Origin of the sequence: Pseudomonas sp. NPDC087358 (genome assembly GCF_044900785.1) — a bacterium.
GTDB lineage: Bacteria > Pseudomonadota > Gammaproteobacteria > Pseudomonadales > Pseudomonadaceae > Aquipseudomonas.
Window position 1 is genome coordinate 134556 of sequence record NZ_JBJDOA010000010.1, and the last position, 16764, is coordinate 151319.

Below are 16764 nucleotides of genomic sequence, written 5' to 3' on the forward strand. Positions count from 1 at the left end.
TGCGTCACGCGATGCCGAAAACGGGTCGCGTCTTAAATCACTTGGAGAAACCTCAGGAGATTTTGCTATGGCTACTACACTTTCGTTGGCACCACTGTTCCGTCAATCCGTGGGCTTTGATCGTTTCAACGACCTTTTCGAATCGGCGCTCCGTAGTGAGGCCCCTAACGCCTATCCGCCTCATAACATCGAGAAGCGCAGTGACAACGAATATCGCATCGTCATTGCTGCAGCCGGGTTGTCTGAAGAGGATATGGAGATTCAGGTTGAAAGGGGTGTTTTGACCATCGCTGGTGGTAAACGCGAGAACGAAAAAGAAGTGACTTATCTGCATCAGGGCATTGCCCAACGGGCGTTCAGACTGTCGTTCCGCCTGGCGGATCACATCGAAGTCCAAGGAGCCTCGCTGACCAATGGCTTGCTGAGCATTGATCTGCTCCGGGTGGTACCTGAGGAAGCCAAGCCACGCCGTATTGATATTGGAAGCGCCAAGAAGCCCGATCTCAAAACGGTTAGTCTGCAGTAAGCAGTAGTCAGAGGCGCTCTACGGAGCGCCTCTCTCTTTTAATCGACCGGTTGGTCTGCTCTATGTGACGAGGTTGCAACGCTCCGCACCGCGATTGCGAGTGGCTTGCGCATTGATGACTTCTCACACCGATAGCTTAAGGATTTGCTCATACTGATCTGTGCAACGCCCTCTCACCGGGAAGACCAAGACGGGTGCCCAGGCCAATCACTTTCGCTGTAAACGGTTGAATGCGTTTCAGAGAAACTTCTCGAACATGCCGACCCTCGTATCCGCCCCAATCTCCATGAAGCGCCAGGGTGACGGCAGATTCATGTATGTCGAGTCCTCGAGTGTTGATCATCAATCTGCCACACCGTGACACAGCAGCGTCTCTCCCATTGGGTGAAATGGTTGAGAATTGCCCGCTCGAGCAACGCAGGCCCGCCTAATGTACGGGCCAAGGGGACGAGTTTTCCAAAGGGCTACGCTCGTCCACGAACCGACGTTAAACCGCGCTTGAATCATTGAAAGGTTAATGCGGTCGAAACCAGACTGCTCCAGCCCAAGGACAACAGATGACTTTCTATATCTTCCTCATAGCCTGCTGCGCTGCCGCCGCTACCGGCATCATCTTCAAGCCAGGTGCATGGTACCAATCGCTTCAGAAACCCAGATTCACGCCGCCCAACTGGCTCTTTCCAGTCGCTTGGACGACGATCTATCTGCTGCTTGCCTGGGCGGGATATCGCCTGACCCTGCTGCCAGGAAGCGAGACTGTTTTGGCGTTGTGGGCGGCTCAGATTGCGCTTAATACCTTATGGACACCGGTCTTTTTTGGCGCGAATCGTATCGTTGCGGGCATGGTGATACTGGTCGTGCTTTGGCTTGTTGTCGCCGCGATGGTGGTATTGGCGTTGCAACTTGACGTCATCACCGGATTGATCCTGTTTCCCTACCTGGTATGGCTCTGCGTCGCAGCTGCGCTGAACTTTTCAATCATGCGCGACAATCGATAGGGGTAAAAAACCAGACGTCGATCCGCTTGAACGGCTGCAACGCGCTGCGGTTTTATGCAGCAAGCCTTCATTCTGTGTCTATGCTCCATCGCACGGACGCACTCTGCCGTCCACCCTGCAGCTCTAGACACGGAATGTTGCCCATGAAGCCGAAAGCTTTCGCTACAACCATCGCGCTGACCGTCGCGCTGTCCACTGCCAGCTTTGCGCTATTAGCAGCGGATATACCGCTGTCCGCGGTCGTGGAAGAAGATCAGGTAGTGACTAAGGTATTGGCCGTCGACGCTGCCAGACATCAAGTTGTGCTCGAGGGGCCACAAGGCCACCAGGTGCACGTGCAACTCACGGACAAAGCCAAGGACCTCGGGCATCTCAAGGTTGGCGACAAGGTGAACGTGCAAGTGCTGCATTCAGTGGCGGCCTACCTGGACACCGACGTTGAGAAAGGACTGCCGGGTGCAAGAGAGAGCGTCGGTGATATGCGCGCCACCAAGGATAATCCCAATCCGGGTGGTGAAGCGTTTCGGCAAGTACAGGTGCAGTTGAAGATCACCCACATCGATTTGAAGAACAACCAGGTCACCTTTGAGGGGCCCGCAGGCAAATCAAAAGTTGTCGATGTCCAGCGGCCTGAAGTTCAGCAGAAACTCAAGGCGCTAAAAGAGGGGCAAAGTGTGGTGGTGACCTATACCGACGTTCTTGAAGTAACTACCCAACACTAGGATCAAGGGCCGGTATAGCGGCTGTTCAATTCTCTGCCATGGCTTGATCTGCCAGTCATGACAGTGCCTGTTATACAAAACGAGAGTACGCATCCATTACACGGCAGGGGTTCGATGCAGTCCCAACTCATCCAGGAGGGTCAATCTCAGAGTTGTGGCTTCGACCACGCCCTTGCTGTTGCTTAATGAGCCGTGACCCCAGTAGACGGCGCTCTGGCACCTGGGTTAGGTTTCGTATCCGTTTATACGTTGAGCTCCACGACCATGACTGATCGTCAAATCATCGTTCCAGACGCCATGAGATTGCTTTGCGATCAAGCGGGTTATGCGCCAGCGGTAAAGGTAGGAAAAACGCTTTACTGCGCCGGCCAAGTAGGCCGGACGCCGGAATTATCAGTTATCGAAGACCCTGAACAGCAGTTTTTCGCCGCGTGGGAGAATCTCCGGCTCGTGTTGGCTACCGGTGGCTGCGACTTTGAGGATGTCGTCGAAATGACGACTTATCACGTTGATATGCAACGCCACATGCCCATCTTTAGACGAGTGAAGGATGAGATTTTTCCCAGGAGCACTTGCGCATGGACCTGTATAGGTGTCGCGGAACTGGCTCGGCCGGGCCTGCTCGTGGAGATCAAATGCATTGCCGTGCAGCGCTAGTTTTTCAGACAGGCAGGTGAATGTTTAAACCTTGATGCTCCGGGTTTGATCAAGGCGGTACAACGCTCCCGGCGTCTGCCGAGCATACGACGCCGGTCGAGGATTCGAAAAACCAGTCATTTGATGCGCTGCATGTTCTGGGGAAATGCAGCATCAAACACTCGCCTTCGTTCAAGAACCCCCTTCACGTCCATCGACGCCTAGCCTTCGGCGCCCACGCGAGCAAACTGCCCAGCAGCCAATACTGCACTCGACCCAGTTGGGGCAAGCGGAAAGCTACCCGGCGTTGCTGGAGATGGTCCGCGCTGCGCTCGACTGGGCGACGTTGCCCCGTCAACGCCTACAGCGTGAGCTGGCCAACGGCGAACGGGTAGAACTACAACTCTCGGCCTACCCGCATACGGACTGGCAAGTGGGTGTCGACCTTTTATGGGCGCGTCAACGGCCCTTGGGCAAGGCGCAACGCTGGCTCAAAGAGACATTGCAGGGCAACAAGGTGTTCGAACTCGATCGCAATGGGCAGATCACCACGCGCTGACTACAGGGGCCTCGAACAACCCTGCCGCCCACATCCCGCCGCCCGCGCCTCTACCGCGGATGGGAAAGGCCGCATCGACATCCACATTCGCGACCTGGACCAGATCGAGCCGACACCGTGAAAGACTCGATCGTCTGCAGCGGTTGCGCACGGATGCTCGGTGCTCAGTTGTGCCGTTTGCCCGAAATTGAAGAGGCCGTCGAGATCACCAGGTCCGCGTATCGACGCATGTCGCGTTTTTCATCCCAGCGCGAGCGGGACACCGCGATGTTGACAGCCCCAATCCCGCGACCATTGCTGTCGACGATCGCCGCTGCGGTGGATATATCGCCGTAGAAGTATTGATCCTCGACGTGGGCAAAGCGCTCTTCGCGCACCCGTTCGATGTGCGCGCGGATTTGCCCGACATCCGTCACCGTGGCCGGTGTGTACTGCTGAAACTGGCTGCGCTCGAAGATATCGTCCACTTCGTCGTCCGGATACGTCGCCAGCAAGGCCAGGCCCGGCGCCGTGCACCATGCTGGCAGCCGGGTGCCGACGATGACATTGGCGTTGAACACGTGACGGCTGACGATACGCAGCACGAAGACGATGTCCGTATCGTTCATCACCGTCAGGTTGGTGGCTTCTTCGGTTTCACCGCTGAGTTGTTGCAGGTACGGCGCTGCCCGGTTGACCAGGTCGCTGGAGACCAGGTACTGGAATGTGAAATCCAGCAGCTTGGCGGACAGCTCATATTTCCTGCCCGGGTCTTTGTTGAGGTAGCCCAGGGTCGACAGGGTATGGGTGAAACGCTGGGTGGCGCTCAGGTCCATGCCCGTGAGGCTGGCGATGTCCGAGAGGGACAACTGGCGCTGGCTGCCATTGAAAGCCATCAACACCTTCATGGCTTTTTCCACCGACTGAACATAAAGCGAGGATGCCCTGGGATCAGTGACGGCTGATTTTCGTGGAGCTTTTGGATTCGCCATAAAATACGCAGCATCGGGTTGAAACCGCGATTATCCGTATACAGGCCGATATATTCTATTGCTATTCACTAAATTACTTCAGCAATGGGCTGCCGCGCGCAGGGCAAGTGATCGCAACCTGATCACTTGCCTTGGCCGCCGGCGCTCTAGCCACGCCGATCCCAGGCCCCTTCCAGGTTCCGGTCCAGCAGGTGTTTCTTGATCCGCTCGCTGGGGGTTAGCTCGAAGTGGTCGATGGCTTTGTAGTAACGGGGTTGCTGATAGGTCGCCAGTCGCTCGTCCGCCCAGCCCGCCAGGCTCGCCATGTCAGCCGCCGCGCCTTGCTCTTGCTGCACATAGAGCAGGATTTCCTGCTCGCCGACCGCTGAGTTCACGCCGACGGCCGCACAAGCCCTGATGGACGGGTGCGCGCTGAACACGCGCTCCACCTCCCAGGCCGATACGTTTTCTCCGCGCACGCGCATGCTGTCAGTCCGGCGCCCGACGAAAAACAGGTCGCCATCGGCATCGAAGCGGGCCATGTCGCCGGTGTACAGACGTCCATCACGCAGTGCGCTGGCGGTGGCTTGCGGGTTATCCAGATAGCCGGGAAGAAAGACCCCTTCAATCGGGCTCGACAACACCATCTCGCCCAATGACCCGACCGGTACGGGCTGCCCTTCTGCATCCAGCAATTCAACGCTCAACCAGGGCAGCGCCTTGCCGACCGAGCCCGGTTTGTTGGTGGCATTGAGCGTGGCGAAACTCGAGCATTCGGTCATTCCGTAGCACTCGCGAAGCGGGCAATTGAAGCGCTCGGCGATGGCTGCCCAGCTCCCCTGGCTGATACCCGCACCCCACAAGGTCCGCAGGCTGTGCCTGGCGGGCCATTGGCTGGCATCCTGTTGCATGAGGATGTCGAGCATGCCCCCCAGATAATGCAATTGCGTGGCCTGCGCCTCCATGCATTGCGCCCAGAAACGGCTGGCGGAAAAACGCTTGACCACGCTCAGCCGGACGTCGGCCAGAAACGGCAGGAGCAACATCTGCGCCCCGCCAATGTGGCAGAGCGGCTCCCACAACAACAGGCGATCACCGTCCTGCACATCGGCAACCTTCAACACCGCTTCGCTGGCGATACGCATCATCCGGTGAGTGAATAAAACGCCCTTCGGCGCTCCGGTAGTGCCCGAGGTGTAGATAAGGCAGAGCGGTGCATCGGTAGCGCTGGGAACCAACGTCAGTGATGCCGAGGGCCAGCTTTGCGCCGCTTCATGCAAGGTGTCGATCGAGCGATACAGCAGCGACCCGAGGGCGCCTTTGCGCAACAACGGTTCAAATTCGGCGTCCCCCACGACCAGATCCGGCCGGGCGTGTTCGAAGGGATAATCCAGGCCGGGCCCTCGCAGCTTGGTGTTGATCGGAATCCACACCAGCCCCGACAGAATCAGCGCATAAATCAGCACAATCTGCTCGTCGCTGTTGGTCAGCATCACCGCCACCCGCTGACCGGGCTCAAGGCCCATGTCGGCCAACACGGCCTGCAGCGAGGCAACGCGTTGACGCAACGAGGCAGTGGTCAGTGAGCGGCCCTCGAATGCCAGGCGCACACCTTCATCGTCCGCCAGCAGCCCGGCATGAATCAAAGGGGCGGTATCCAGCTGATCACCGGCAATTCGATGGGGGAAAAAATCGGCATATGGATGCATCGTCAAAGCCCTTTGCGTTTCGAGATGGAGCGTCGCGATACCCATTGGGCGACCACGGCGAAAAATACGATAAACACCAGCAAGGTCGTCGAAGCGGCCGCCAACGTGGGCGTCAGCGCCAGCTGGATGCTGTCCCACATCTGCTTGGGAAGCGTCGTGTTGATCCCGCCGCTGACAAAAATGGCCACGGTGAGGTCGTCGAACGAGGTGATGAACGCCAACAGGAACGCCGACACCAGGCTGGCCGACATCAAGGGCAAGGTCACAGTGCGCAGGCGAGTGAAGGTGCCGGCACCCAGCACCCGCGCGGCATCGTCAAGACGCCAGTCGTACTGCTTGAAGGCCGCAGACAAAGTCACGACCACATACGGCAGCGCCAGCACCGTATGCCCCAGCACCAGCCCCAGATCCTTGCCCGCCAGGCCCATGCGCGAAAACAGGTACAGCAAGCCCAGAGCGATCACGATGCGCGGCACGATCAGGGGCGCGATGAACAGCACGAACAGCCCCTTGCGCCAGCCCGGCGACAGCCTTGTGAGGGCCATGGTTGCACCGAAACCCAGGGCCAACGCGAGCAGCGCCGTGGCAATCCCGACACCGAACGAGCGCAACAGCGCCGCCTGCCAGACAGGTGAAGTGAAGAATTCCACGAACCATTTGAAGCTGTACATCTTGGGTGGGAAGGCAATGAACGGGCTGCTGGTGAAGGCCAGCGGCACCACGACCAGCACCGGGAGCACCAGCAGCATAACCAGCAAGATGCTGTAGCCGGTCAGTAGCTTGCTATCACCGCCCCGCGCACGCTCATCGCCGAACCGCGCGCTGAAATGCCCGAGCCAGATCAGCAGCTGCAGGCCGCGCCCCGAACGCTTGCCTTCTGGCGCCTCGCCACCGAGCGAAGACAGCCCGGCGACCCGGTCGTAGACTAGGAAAACCACTAGCGATGACGCCAGCAATACCACTGAAAGTGCGCCCGCAAACCGCATGTCGAATAGGTCCAGCACCGAGGAGATAACCAGTTGCGCGACCATCATTTCCCGGGGTGAGCCCAACAAGGCCGGCACGATGAAAAAGCCAAGGCTGGTGATGAACACCAACAACGCAGCGGCGGCGATGCCTGGCGCTGACAACGGCAGGAAGATGCTGAAGAAACCCATGGCGCGACTGGCGCCCAGCGTCTGCGCAGCGGGTGTCAAACGCTGATCGATGCTGCGCATGATCGGCAGCAGGGTGATCACCGCCAGCGGCAGCATGGAATGCACCATGCCGATCAACACCCCGGACAGCGCGGGGACCAGCCCCGAGGGATTGTCAATCACCGAAGCGGCAAGCGTGGTGACCAATCCCTTGCGAGACAACAACAGCATCCAGGCGTAGGTCTTGACCAGGTAGCTGGTCCAGAACGGCAGCATGATCCAGAGCATCCATCGTTCGCGTCCGTAGGGCGAGAGGCGGGTCAGCAGGTACGCGATGGGGTACGCCATCAGCACCGAAACCAGCGCCGTCAACGCAGAGATCCAGAACGTGATCCCCAACACCCGGCCATACACCGGTGTGGAGGCGATACGCTGGAAATTACCCAGGCTCAAGCCGCCATTGGCGTCCTGAAAACTGCCCATGAGCATTTCGCCAACGGGTAGCAGGAAAAACAGACACAAGAATAAAAGCGCTGGAATGGCGGGTAACAAGCCGCGCCGCAGGTTCATGGTCGTGCCTCGTCAGCCAGCAACGTCGCCCGATGCGCGTCCCAGGTGATCCCCACCTGGTCGCCCACCCGCGGATTGACCTGGCGCGCACAACGCACGCTGAATCGTGCTCCGGACGGCAGCCGGATCAAGGCCCGCGTGTCGCTGCCCAGGAACACGCATTCATCCACGTGGCCCACCAGCAAGCCCTGGCCGGGCTCGGTCAGACGCGCAGCTTCAGGCCTGACCAGCACGAACGCGTCGTCGGCAACCGACTGCGCAACCTCTTGTCCCACGCAACCACAGAGGTCGACCAGGCGGCCCTCAATGGCAAATTGTCCGGTGTTTTCGCGACGAACCTTGAGTACGTTGGAGTGGCCGATGAACTCCGCGGCGAAACGGGTCGCCGGGCGATCGTAAAGCTCCTGGGGCGTGGCCAGTTGCTCGATGCGTGCGCGATTCATCAGGCAGATGCGATCAGAAAGCGTGAGCGCCTCTTCCTGATCGTGGGTGACATAAATGAAGGTCGCGCCCAGCTCTTTATGCATGTGGCGGATTTCAAGCTGCATGTGTTCGCGCAGGTTTTTGTCCAGTGCGCCCAAGGGTTCGTCGAGCAGGATCACCGAAGGCCGATAGGCGAAACAGCGCGCCAGGGCAATCCGTTGCTGCTGCCCGCCCGACAATTCATTGGGGTATCGATGGGCGAAATCCTGCATGCGCACCATGGCCAGCGCATCGTCCACCGAGGTCTTGATCTGGGCCTTGCCCAGTCGCCGCATGCGCAGTCCATAGGCCACGTTGTCCCATACGCTCATGTGCGGAAACAGCGCATAGCTCTGGAACACCAGGCCCATACCGCGTTTGCCTGGCGCGGTATGGGTGGCGTCCTTACCATCGATCAGCAGTTGACCGCTAGTGGGCAAGACCAGCCCGGAAATCATCTGCAGCAAGGTGGTTTTACCAGAGCCGGATGGCCCCAGCAGAGTCAGGAATTCACCTTCCTTGACCTGGATATCGGTGGGTTGCAGCGCCACGAACTGGCCGTACGTTTTGCCCAGACTGCGCGCTTCTAGTTTGACGGTCATGCAGCCACTCCTACGACAAGATCCAGGCATTGAAACGCTCAGTCACCTGAGTGCGATTCTCAGCCCACCAGCTCGGGCTGGGCAGGCGCATGTTCTTCAGGTTTTGCGGGGCGGTTGGCAGAAACGCGGCCCGCTCGGGCGCAATTGAATCGAAGGCTTTGCGGTTGGTGGGGCCATAGGCCAGAGCGTCGGTGAAAGCAGCCTGTCGCTTGGCATCGGCACAGAAACGCACGAACTGTTTGGCCATCTCCGCCCGCGGTGTGCCTTTGGGGATCGCCCAGCCTTCAATGGAATACAAGCCCTGATTCCAGACCACTTGAACAGGCGCACCATTTTCAATCGCGGCCTGGGCGCGACCGTTCCAGGTTGAAATCATGTCGACTTCCCCGCTCTGGATGGCTTGCATCGCCTGGGCGCCGGACGTCCACCACAGGTCAATGTGGGGCTTGATCTTGTCCAGGCTTTTGAAGGCGCGATCCACGTCCAGCGGATACAGCTCGTCCAGCCCTACTCCGTCGGCCATCAACGCCTGCTCCAGGGTGTCCAGGGGGCTGCGACGCAAACAGCGGCGGCCAGGGAATTTCTCCACATTCCAGAAATCGGCCCAGGACTGCGGCCGCTTGCCTTCCTCCAGCGTGTCGGTGCGAAAGGCCAATACCGTGGAATACACATCCAGACCCAGGAAATTCGGGGTGATGGCCTCGGGAATGATGTCCGGATAGTCCTTGGCGTCCAGCCCGATGGGTTCGAGGAAACCTTCGGTCTCCAGGTACGGGATGTCAGCCGAAATCGTCAGGATGGTGGCGTCCCACACGTAGTTGCGGGTTTTGACCATGGCTGCAAACTGCGCGACAGGCTGCGACTCGCGCGCCACGCTGACGACCTTGATGCCAGTGGCGTTTTCGAAGGGATCGTAAAACGCCTTGCGGTAGGCAATGGTGTAGGGACCACCGGGATCGGAGACCACGATCTGTTTGTCCTGCGCGCGAACGACACTCGGTAGACCCAACGCCAACGCGAGGGTGGCGCCGGCTTTGAGAACCTGACGACGATTGGGGGTAACTGGACTGCTCATGACTGACTCCTACGGCACGAATAGATCGTTTGTGTAGATGGACGTCGGCAGGGGGAAAAGGTCAAGCAGCTGGCTAGAGAGGTACATTGCCCCTGTCATCCATGGTGCGATGAAGCCCGGCGCCAACCAGTCGGTCGGCTACCGGTCAAGCAGTTGTCACTTCTTGGCGCGCTTGCGGAAAAACTCTTCCATCATGCGGGCAGGCTCGCCGGAATCGTAGGCTTCTTTCTGCAGACGCCGGCCCGCTTCGATGCAGCTCTTGAAACCTTCCTCGCTCATTTCACGGAAACGCTGCTTGTCCAGACGCATCGCAACCGGGGGCTTGGCCGCCAGTTCCTGAGCGATCTCCATGGCTTTCTCGAACACTTGTTCAGCCGGCACCAGATGATGAACCAGACCGATGCGGTGACACTCTTCAGCGTCCATCAGGCGCCCGGTCAACACCAGCTCGATGGTGCGTGACATACCCAGCATGCTGTTCATGATCCACGGACCGGTGGTGCTCGGTATGCCGGAATTGATCTCAGGCTGGCCCATTCGTACAGCCGGGTGCCCGACCCGGATATCGCCGAGCAGCGCGACCTGGAATGCCGATCCTGCGGCCGTGCCGTTAAGCGCAATCACCAGCGGCTTCGAGAGCCCGCGCAGCGTCGCATAGTAATGCTCCCACTCGCCGACCCACTCCACCGCGCGATCACCGCTGAAGTCATGGGCTTCGGACAGATCCTGGCCAGCCGAAAACGCCCGGTCCCCTGCCCCGGTCATGATGAAAGCCTTGATCGCAGGGTCCGCTTCGTACTGTTTCAATGCCGCGATGATTTCGTTACGCATAGGCGTGGTCCAGGCGTTGAGCACGGCGGGCCGGTTGAGTGTGATGACCGCGACAGCACCTTGGATCTCAAGCAGAATGTCTGACATGTTTATCTCAATGCGATAGTTGGTGTTTCCATACAATAGTTAACTATTGAGGATTGCGCAACGGCCTGGATTTTTTCGTTGACCGAGCGCCGGGAAAGGGCGACCTCCAACCTCCCGCGTGATGAATCCCAGGATGACCCTGCAGGGGATGTGATATTGATCGGACGGCGGACGGATCAGACATCCACGCGTGCGCTTTGGATAAGCAGTTGACGGCGTAACGGAGTAACGGCGGACGGCGGCAAACCGGTGGGGATGATCGGCGCCGCAGTGAGTGGTGCAAGCCGCTATAACTTGATCGGAATGTGGATTGACGGCTGCGCACGAGGCTTGGGTATAGCAACTCGATTGGTCGAGGCAGTGAAAGCTCGCGCTTTGGCTAAAGGCTTTGATGGTGTGTACCTGGATCTATCTCCAGACAATGCATTGGTCAGGAGACTGACTTAGCCGTCTGCGCTATCGGTACCGATGAGCCGCTAGCTGAACCCCACCAAGGTCTGCTTTGTGTCGATTGCAGCCCCTCACGGACAAGCCCAGCTGCGCTCTGTCCCTGCGCACAGGCCAACAGGCTACAACGAGGAAGAAAAAGACCGGCCTGAGACAGGCGAAGCCCCAAGCCGCTGGAATCTCTCGCCTGGGTCTTTATGGCGACGGCGTCCGACCGGACCCCGTCATATCCAATCCAAGGCTGAGCGTCTGTCAGCGATTCTTCTGCAACGGGCGAACCCGAAAACCCCGCTACTTTGCGAAGTACCCGGTCTGTCCCGTTACGCGGACTACCGAGGCGTCCGGATGGTCATCGAACCAGTTTTCATTGGGGTATCGGTACATCATGTCTACCATCAGGCGACGCTCCGCGATGGGTCAAACACCATTGCGACACTCGAATCCATCGAAATAGCGCGCCCATGACTTCAGTGTATCGCCCTGCCAGTGATGCCGCTCTGAAGCTGCGTGATCAGCCTGTAAACAGGTTTCGACATACGCAATCTCCGGGCCGTCGAATTCGATCAGGCTGTTGCCCGGGAAATGCCATCAGCGGGCGAATCATGGTGCGTCTTTCCAACAGACGTCGAAAGTTGCAATCGTCCTGCGTGATCAGCTGAGCAGTGAGAGCGACTTCAGCAGCGCGGATAGGCCCTCCGGCACCAGTGTTCCCTCATGGCTAAAACTGGAACTGTCGCACCACACGGCCTTGAATCGTTCACCGTCACTCTCCTGCCCTTCCAGCCAGGGTTTATCGTAAAGCGCAGGATCTTCAAATCGGGCGTCGTAGACCTGCACGACTTCGTGGCCCGGCTTGCCCAGGTAGGTAAAAATGCTCTCCAGCGTGCCGAGCAGCCGCACGTCGCGCATCGGCAGGTCCAGCTCCTCACGAATTTCCCTGACGATTGCATCAATGCTCCTTTCGCCAAACTCGACGCCGCCCCCCAGCGGACGAAACAAAGACTGCTGCTTCACGGGATCGTGGAACCGGTTGACTAGAATCTTTCCCTGATGATGAAAAATGCAGATGGCCAAGTGGCGGATACGGGGCTCTGACATACATTAATTCCGTTATGAATGACTGATGCCTGGAGCGGACATTTAGCGCCTGGCGAGCAAAGGTAACGTTCCTGCACAAGGTCATGGCGTGAATCGCTGCAAGTTCGGCCTCGCCGAGAGGGGCGTAGAGCTCGCCGGTGTCCAGATGCAGACCAATGCCCAAAGCTATCAGGAGCGATGGGACTGCTGAGTACACCTGACGCAGATCTAGCTTAATGAACGAATACGCAAGGCGAAAGTGTCGGCAAACAAAACGTAGAGCATGGAGCGTGCCAGCATATCTAGTTGTTATGACCCACGACGGGACTGTTACAAGGCAAGCGACTGAACTTCGACAAACACTTACTGTTGGGTTGCTGTTTGAATCGAGACAGTTGTACTGCACGCTTGAGTGTTCGGTCGAAGTTGCCAGTGGTGTCTTGAGCCCGTCTGAAAGTGTCGTTAACCAGTAGGAAAAACGAACTTAAGCCGCTCTTGGGTCGGTAAGCCGCTGCGTTGAGACTTCCAGATGATCCTAAAAACTGACGCGATATGCCTGAATTAACGTCTGTTATTCCATAAAACAGGTTGCACTCGATTTTTTACTGCGTTTCAATCTAAGCGCGTTCTGGGTATGTTTCTGACATTCGGAATAAAAATGTAGCCACTCTTTCCAGGGACTGACGTCTTCCGCGCACTGCTCGTTATTACTTTAATGACAGCAGTACGCAAGGGCGTTGGATGCGGCACCGCTATTAACTGTGACGTTTGCCAGTCGTGAGCAATAACGTTCGAATCACCAATGACATAACACCAACAAACGCACGTCTGCAACGTCAGACGATGGATCGGCGCGCCGCATGCGCGGTAGTTAGATATTAAATATCAAGATTTCTGGTGAATAAGATGGCGAAACAGATTCAAATTCTGGACGGCGGCATGGGCAGGGAGCTTTCGCGTAATGGTGCGCCGTTCCGTCAGCCGGAGTGGTCTGCGCTGGCGCTGATCGAAGCCCCGGAGTATGTGCGGCAGGCGCATGACGCGTTTGTTAACGCTGGTGCCCAAATCATTACCACCAACAGCTATGCAGTGGTGCCGTTTCACATCGGAGAAGCCCGCTTTCAAGAAAACGGGCCGTCATTGGCACGCCTCGCCGGTTCCATTGCCCGGGCTGCGGCTGACGCCAGCGCCCATCCCGTCCGCGTTGCAGGCTCGCTACCTCCCCCACTCGGTTCATACCGTCCGGATCTGTTCGAGCCAGTGGAGGCGGCCAGGATTTTACAGGTGTTGATAGACGCTTTGAGTGACGATGTCGATCTCTGGTTAGCCGAGACGCAAAGCTCCATCGCTGAAGTGCGTCTGGTAGCTAAATTGTTGAACGATGACCCGCGACCGCGATGGTTCTCCTTCACGCTCGACGATGCCCTTAATGCGCAGGGTCATGCCCAGTTGCGATCGGGCGAAAGCATCAAAGACGCCGTAGCAGCAGCGACCGAACTAAGCGCGGCAGCTGTGCTGTTCAATTGCAGCCCACCAGAGGTCATGAGTGCGGCCCTGCTTGAAGCACAGAGCCATAGCGCCCTGCCGCTGGGGGTTTATGCCAATGCCTTCGAGCCGTCAGATAACAAGCGTGGCGCCAACGTGGGCATCAGCGAACTGCGCCGCGACACGCAGCCACCCAATTACTTGCGTTGGGCAAAAGAATGGGTGGATCAAGGCGCTGGAATCGTAGGCGGTTGCTGCGGCATCGGACCTGAACACATTGCCGCTCTGGCGGCTGCCTTTCCTCTCGGTGACTCCTCAACCGATCCACTGGATAGCCCGGCATGATTGATCGTCGCTCGTTTATCAAAGGTACTGGGGGCATCGCCATCACCGCCGCCATGACCTCTTCGTGGTCATTGTCCAGGGCCTTCGCTGAGGAGCCTTCGCACCCTAAAAAAGGCGGGCATCTGGTTATCGGGCTGGACAACGCGTCCACCACCGATCGGCTCGACCCTGCATTCTGGTTCGAGAGCTGGATGTATTTCACCGGGAGCCAACTGTTCAACGCTCTGGTTGAAATAGACGACAAGGGAGAAATCGTACCTTCCCTGGTCGAGTCGTGGTCAAGTAGCGATGGCGGCCGTAAATGGGTGCTGAACATCCGTAAAGGCGTGCAGTTCCATGACGGCCGCTCCTTGAGCGCGAAAGATGTGATCTGGTCGCTGAATCATCACCGTGGCGAGAAAACGTCCTCACCGGTCAAGGGATACCTGGAGCCTGTCACGGGCCTGGCGGCCACCGGGGAGCATGAGGTCACCATCATCCTGGATGAGCCGAACGTGGAGTTTATTTCTCTGCTGTCGGCGGTTCATTTCGTGGTCACCGCCGAGAACGAAGCGTTTGAAAAGGGCATCGGCACCGGTGCTTTTATCCTCGAAAGCTTCCAGCCCGGCGTGCGCATGCTGGTCAAGCGCAATCCCAACCACTGGAACCCTGGGCGGGGCCATGTGGATTCGGTTGAAACCCTGGCCATGAATGACTCGACCGCCAGGGTAGCGGCGCTGATCAGCGGTTCGGTGCAGATCATCAACCGAGTCAATCCCCGCATCGTCGGGCGAATTGACAAAATTTCTTCGATTCAATTGGTGCGGGACAAGGATAGTCAGATATTCACGTTGCCCGGGCTGGCCAACCTTGCGCCATTCACGTCCCTGGACGGGCGTCTGGCGTTGAAATACGCCGTTGATCGTCAGCAGATGATCGACACGGTGCTGGGCGGCTATGCCTCGTTAGGCAACGACAATCCGATCTTTCCATCCAACAAGTATTTCTCACGGGATATCCCGCAGCGGCCTTACGACCCTGACCGAGCACGGTTTCACTGGCAAAAAGCGGGCTTCGACAGCCCGCTGGTGCTCTCTGCCGCAGACGCCGGTTTCCCAGGCGCGGTGGACGCTGCACAGCTGTATCAGCAATCGGCCCAAAAAGCGGGCATCGTGCTTAACGTCGAGCGGGTGCCGGACGATGCTTTCTGGACCGACACCTGGTTGAAAAAACCGTTTTGCACCTCTAACTGGGGTGCCCGCCCTACCGCAGATGCGCTGCTGTCTCTGGTGTTTACCAGTAACGCCCCGTGGAACGAATCTGCCTGGCGGGTCCCAGCCTTCGACCAGTTGGTGAAAGCTGCGCGAGGGGAAACCGTGGAAAACAAACGCCGCCAGATTTACCACGACATCCAGGTGATGCTGGTCGATCAAGGCAGCGAAATCATTCCGCTGTATGCCGACGCTCTTTCAGCGACCCGCAAAAATGTACGGGGCTTCACCTCGGTGCCGGGCGTGCCCCTCAGCGGAAATCGCGCCGCCGAGAAAGTCTGGCTGGAAGGATAATTTTCATGGCTTTGACACTGCCGGTTTTCGCTCGGGCAACCGGGCGAAACCTTCTGGCCAGCATGATTACCCGTCGGCTGATCATCGGGCTGCTGATGCTTCTGGCGATTTCGCTGTTGATCTTCGCGGGGCTGAACCTGCTACCCGGCGACACCGCCACCGCAATTCTTGGCCAGTCGACCACGCCTGCTGCGGTCCAGGCGCTCAAATTGCAACTGGGCCTGGATCAGCCCGCAGGATGGCGTTATCTGAATTGGCTCGGCGGTGTGTTGCGGGGAGATTTCGGCATTAGTCTCACCTCCCGGGAAAACATATCTGTCGCCCTGTGGGACCGACTGAAAAACACCCTGTTCCTCGCCGGGAGTACCGCGTTGGTGGCGGTGCCTCTTGCGCTGGCAATTGGTTTCGTCTCGGTGCGTTTTCACGGCGGCTGGGTCGATAGCCTGCTAAATCTGTTGACCCGCGCGGCGGTGGCCCTACCGGAGTTTTTCTCGGCCTATCTGCTGATTTTCATTTTCTCGATAACCCTTGCCTGGCTTCCCAGCAACAGCAGTGTGCAGGTGGATATGCCGCTGTCAGCCCGGCTGATGGCGATTTTCCTGCCTGGAGTAACGCTGGTGCTGGCGGTGCTGGGCCACATGAGCAACATGACACGGGCAGCGCTGTTAAGTGCCCAGCGCAGCAGTTATGTCGATACTGCCATCCTGAAGGGCCTGTCGCCCATGCGCGTTCTGTGGCGCCACGTATTGCCCAATGCCTGGGGTCCGATCATCAACGTCATCGTGCTCAACATGGCATATCTGATGGTGGGCGTAGTGATCGTGGAGAACGTTTTTGTGTATCCCGGCCTGGGCCAATACATGGTCGACAGCATCAGCAAGCGTGATGTCCCTGTTGTGCAGGGCTGCGCGCTGGTGCTGTCAGCCGTTTACATCCTGCTGAATCTTTTCGCCGATGTAGTCGCCCTTTTGACGAATCCGCGCATACACCACGGAAAATAGTC

14 protein-coding genes and 2 pseudogenes are annotated in these 16764 nt (G+C 58.2%); 9 read left to right on the forward strand and 7 right to left on the reverse strand.

The genetic code is table 11. The features are described from left to right. Positions 1-67: 67 nt before the first annotated feature. From ACI2KS_RS21920 to ACI2KS_RS21940, 5 genes and pseudogenes are all read left to right on the forward strand, one after another. Positions 68-526 (forward strand): Hsp20 family protein, encoded by a 459-nt coding sequence (locus ACI2KS_RS21920; protein WP_404623104.1) that lies wholly within the window; start codon positions 68-70, stop codon positions 524-526. Between the two features lie 557 nt (positions 527-1083). After that, entirely contained in the window at positions 1084-1524 is a 441-nt protein-coding gene (locus ACI2KS_RS21925) for a TspO/MBR family protein (RefSeq protein WP_404623105.1), read from the forward strand. A gap of 143 nt (positions 1525-1667) precedes the next feature. After that, a complete protein-coding gene (locus tag ACI2KS_RS21930; RefSeq protein WP_404623106.1) occupies positions 1668-2246 on the forward strand; it encodes a hypothetical protein in 579 nt (192 codons plus the stop codon). Positions 2247-2510: 264 nt separating this feature from the next. After that, entirely contained in the window at positions 2511-2903 is a 393-nt protein-coding gene (locus ACI2KS_RS21935) for a RidA family protein (protein ID WP_404623107.1), read from the forward strand. A gap of 182 nt (positions 2904-3085) precedes the next feature. Then, a pseudogene (locus tag ACI2KS_RS21940) lies at positions 3086-3441 on the forward strand (LysR substrate-binding domain-containing protein); the annotation flags it as partial. 164 nt (positions 3442-3605) lie between these two features. Here ACI2KS_RS21940 and ACI2KS_RS21945 read toward each other — a convergent pair. The 6 genes from ACI2KS_RS21945 to ACI2KS_RS21970 form a co-directional block, all read right to left on the reverse strand. Continuing rightward, the gene (locus ACI2KS_RS21945) at positions 3606-4412 is read right to left on the reverse strand and encodes an IclR family transcriptional regulator (RefSeq protein ID WP_404623108.1); all 807 of its coding nucleotides are present in this window, start codon (positions 4410-4412) and stop codon (positions 3606-3608) included. Positions 4413-4558: 146 nt separating this feature from the next. Next, positions 4559-6100, reverse strand: coding sequence for an AMP-binding protein (locus tag ACI2KS_RS21950; protein WP_404623109.1), 1542 nt, complete (start codon positions 6098-6100; stop codon positions 4559-4561). 2 nt (positions 6101-6102) lie between these two features. After that, positions 6103-7806: an ABC transporter permease subunit gene (locus ACI2KS_RS21955; protein WP_404623110.1), complete on the reverse strand. Its 1704-nt coding sequence runs from the start codon at positions 7804-7806 to the stop codon at positions 6103-6105. Further along, complete coding sequence (locus ACI2KS_RS21960; RefSeq protein ID WP_404623111.1) at positions 7803-8870, reverse strand: ABC transporter ATP-binding protein; 1068 nt, start codon at positions 8868-8870, stop codon at positions 7803-7805. The genes ACI2KS_RS21955 and ACI2KS_RS21960 overlap by 4 nt, the downstream gene beginning before the upstream one ends. A 10-nt stretch (positions 8871-8880) precedes the next feature. Then, positions 8881-9945 carry an ABC transporter substrate-binding protein gene (locus ACI2KS_RS21965; RefSeq protein WP_404623112.1) on the reverse strand — a complete coding sequence of 355 codons (1065 nt, stop codon included), beginning with the start codon at positions 9943-9945 and terminating at the stop codon, positions 8881-8883. 156 nt (positions 9946-10101) lie between these two features. Continuing rightward, complete coding sequence (locus tag ACI2KS_RS21970; protein WP_404623113.1) at positions 10102-10863, reverse strand: enoyl-CoA hydratase/isomerase family protein; 762 nt, start codon at positions 10861-10863, stop codon at positions 10102-10104. A 237-nt stretch (positions 10864-11100) separates the two neighbouring features. Between ACI2KS_RS21970 and ACI2KS_RS21975 the strand changes: the two are divergent. Further along, positions 11101-11289, forward strand: a pseudogene (locus tag ACI2KS_RS21975) (GNAT family N-acetyltransferase); the annotation flags it as partial. Between the two features lie 672 nt (positions 11290-11961). Here ACI2KS_RS21975 and ACI2KS_RS21980 read toward each other — a convergent pair. Then, positions 11962-12408, reverse strand: a complete 447-nt coding sequence (locus ACI2KS_RS21980) for an NUDIX hydrolase (protein WP_404623114.1) — start codon at positions 12406-12408, stop codon at positions 11962-11964. 885 nt (positions 12409-13293) lie between these two features. Between ACI2KS_RS21980 and ACI2KS_RS21985 the strand changes: the two genes are divergently transcribed. The 3 genes from ACI2KS_RS21985 to ACI2KS_RS21995 all read left to right on the forward strand — a co-directional run bounded on the left by ACI2KS_RS21985 (position 13294) and on the right by ACI2KS_RS21995 (position 16762). Further along, positions 13294-14217, forward strand: a complete 924-nt coding sequence (locus ACI2KS_RS21985; protein WP_404623181.1) for a homocysteine S-methyltransferase family protein — start codon at positions 13294-13296, stop codon at positions 14215-14217. Beyond that, the gene (locus ACI2KS_RS21990; RefSeq protein WP_404623115.1) at positions 14214-15761 is read left to right on the forward strand and encodes an ABC transporter substrate-binding protein; all 1548 of its coding nucleotides are present in this window, start codon (positions 14214-14216) and stop codon (positions 15759-15761) included. The genes ACI2KS_RS21985 and ACI2KS_RS21990 overlap by 4 nt, the downstream gene beginning before the upstream one ends. A gap of 62 nt (positions 15762-15823) precedes the next feature. Continuing rightward, entirely contained in the window at positions 15824-16762 is a 939-nt protein-coding gene (locus ACI2KS_RS21995; RefSeq protein ID WP_404623182.1) for an ABC transporter permease, read from the forward strand. Positions 16763-16764: the final 2 nt, after the last annotated feature.

What these genes read in the sequence shown, in the direction of transcription:
- ACI2KS_RS21925 (WP_404623105.1), top strand. Translation starts at nt 1,084, where the DNA reads ATGACTTTCTATATCTTCCTCATAGCCTGCTGCGCTGCCGCCGCTACC.
- ACI2KS_RS21990 (WP_404623115.1), top strand. Translation starts at nt 14,214, where the DNA reads ATGATTGATCGTCGCTCGTTTATCAAAGGTACTGGGGGCATCGCCATC.
- ACI2KS_RS21955 (WP_404623110.1), bottom strand. Translation starts at nt 7,806, where the DNA reads ATGAACCTGCGGCGCGGCTTGTTACCCGCCATTCCAGCGCTTTTATTC.
- ACI2KS_RS21995 (WP_404623182.1), top strand. Translation starts at nt 15,824, where the DNA reads ATGATTACCCGTCGGCTGATCATCGGGCTGCTGATGCTTCTGGCGATT.
- ACI2KS_RS21935 (WP_404623107.1), top strand. Translation starts at nt 2,511, where the DNA reads ATGACTGATCGTCAAATCATCGTTCCAGACGCCATGAGATTGCTTTGC.
- ACI2KS_RS21970 (WP_404623113.1), bottom strand. Translation starts at nt 10,863, where the DNA reads ATGTCAGACATTCTGCTTGAGATCCAAGGTGCTGTCGCGGTCATCACA.
- ACI2KS_RS21965 (WP_404623112.1), bottom strand. Translation starts at nt 9,945, where the DNA reads ATGAGCAGTCCAGTTACCCCCAATCGTCGTCAGGTTCTCAAAGCCGGC.
- ACI2KS_RS21980 (WP_404623114.1), bottom strand. Translation starts at nt 12,408, where the DNA reads ATGTCAGAGCCCCGTATCCGCCACTTGGCCATCTGCATTTTTCATCAT.
- ACI2KS_RS21960 (WP_404623111.1), bottom strand. Translation starts at nt 8,870, where the DNA reads ATGACCGTCAAACTAGAAGCGCGCAGTCTGGGCAAAACGTACGGCCAG.
- ACI2KS_RS21945 (WP_404623108.1), bottom strand. Translation starts at nt 4,412, where the DNA reads ATGGCGAATCCAAAAGCTCCACGAAAATCAGCCGTCACTGATCCCAGG.
- ACI2KS_RS21920 (WP_404623104.1), top strand. Translation starts at nt 68, where the DNA reads ATGGCTACTACACTTTCGTTGGCACCACTGTTCCGTCAATCCGTGGGC.
- ACI2KS_RS21950 (WP_404623109.1), bottom strand. Translation starts at nt 6,100, where the DNA reads ATGCATCCATATGCCGATTTTTTCCCCCATCGAATTGCCGGTGATCAG.
- ACI2KS_RS21985 (WP_404623181.1), top strand. Translation starts at nt 13,294, where the DNA reads ATGGCGAAACAGATTCAAATTCTGGACGGCGGCATGGGCAGGGAGCTT.
- ACI2KS_RS21930 (WP_404623106.1), top strand. Translation starts at nt 1,668, where the DNA reads ATGAAGCCGAAAGCTTTCGCTACAACCATCGCGCTGACCGTCGCGCTG.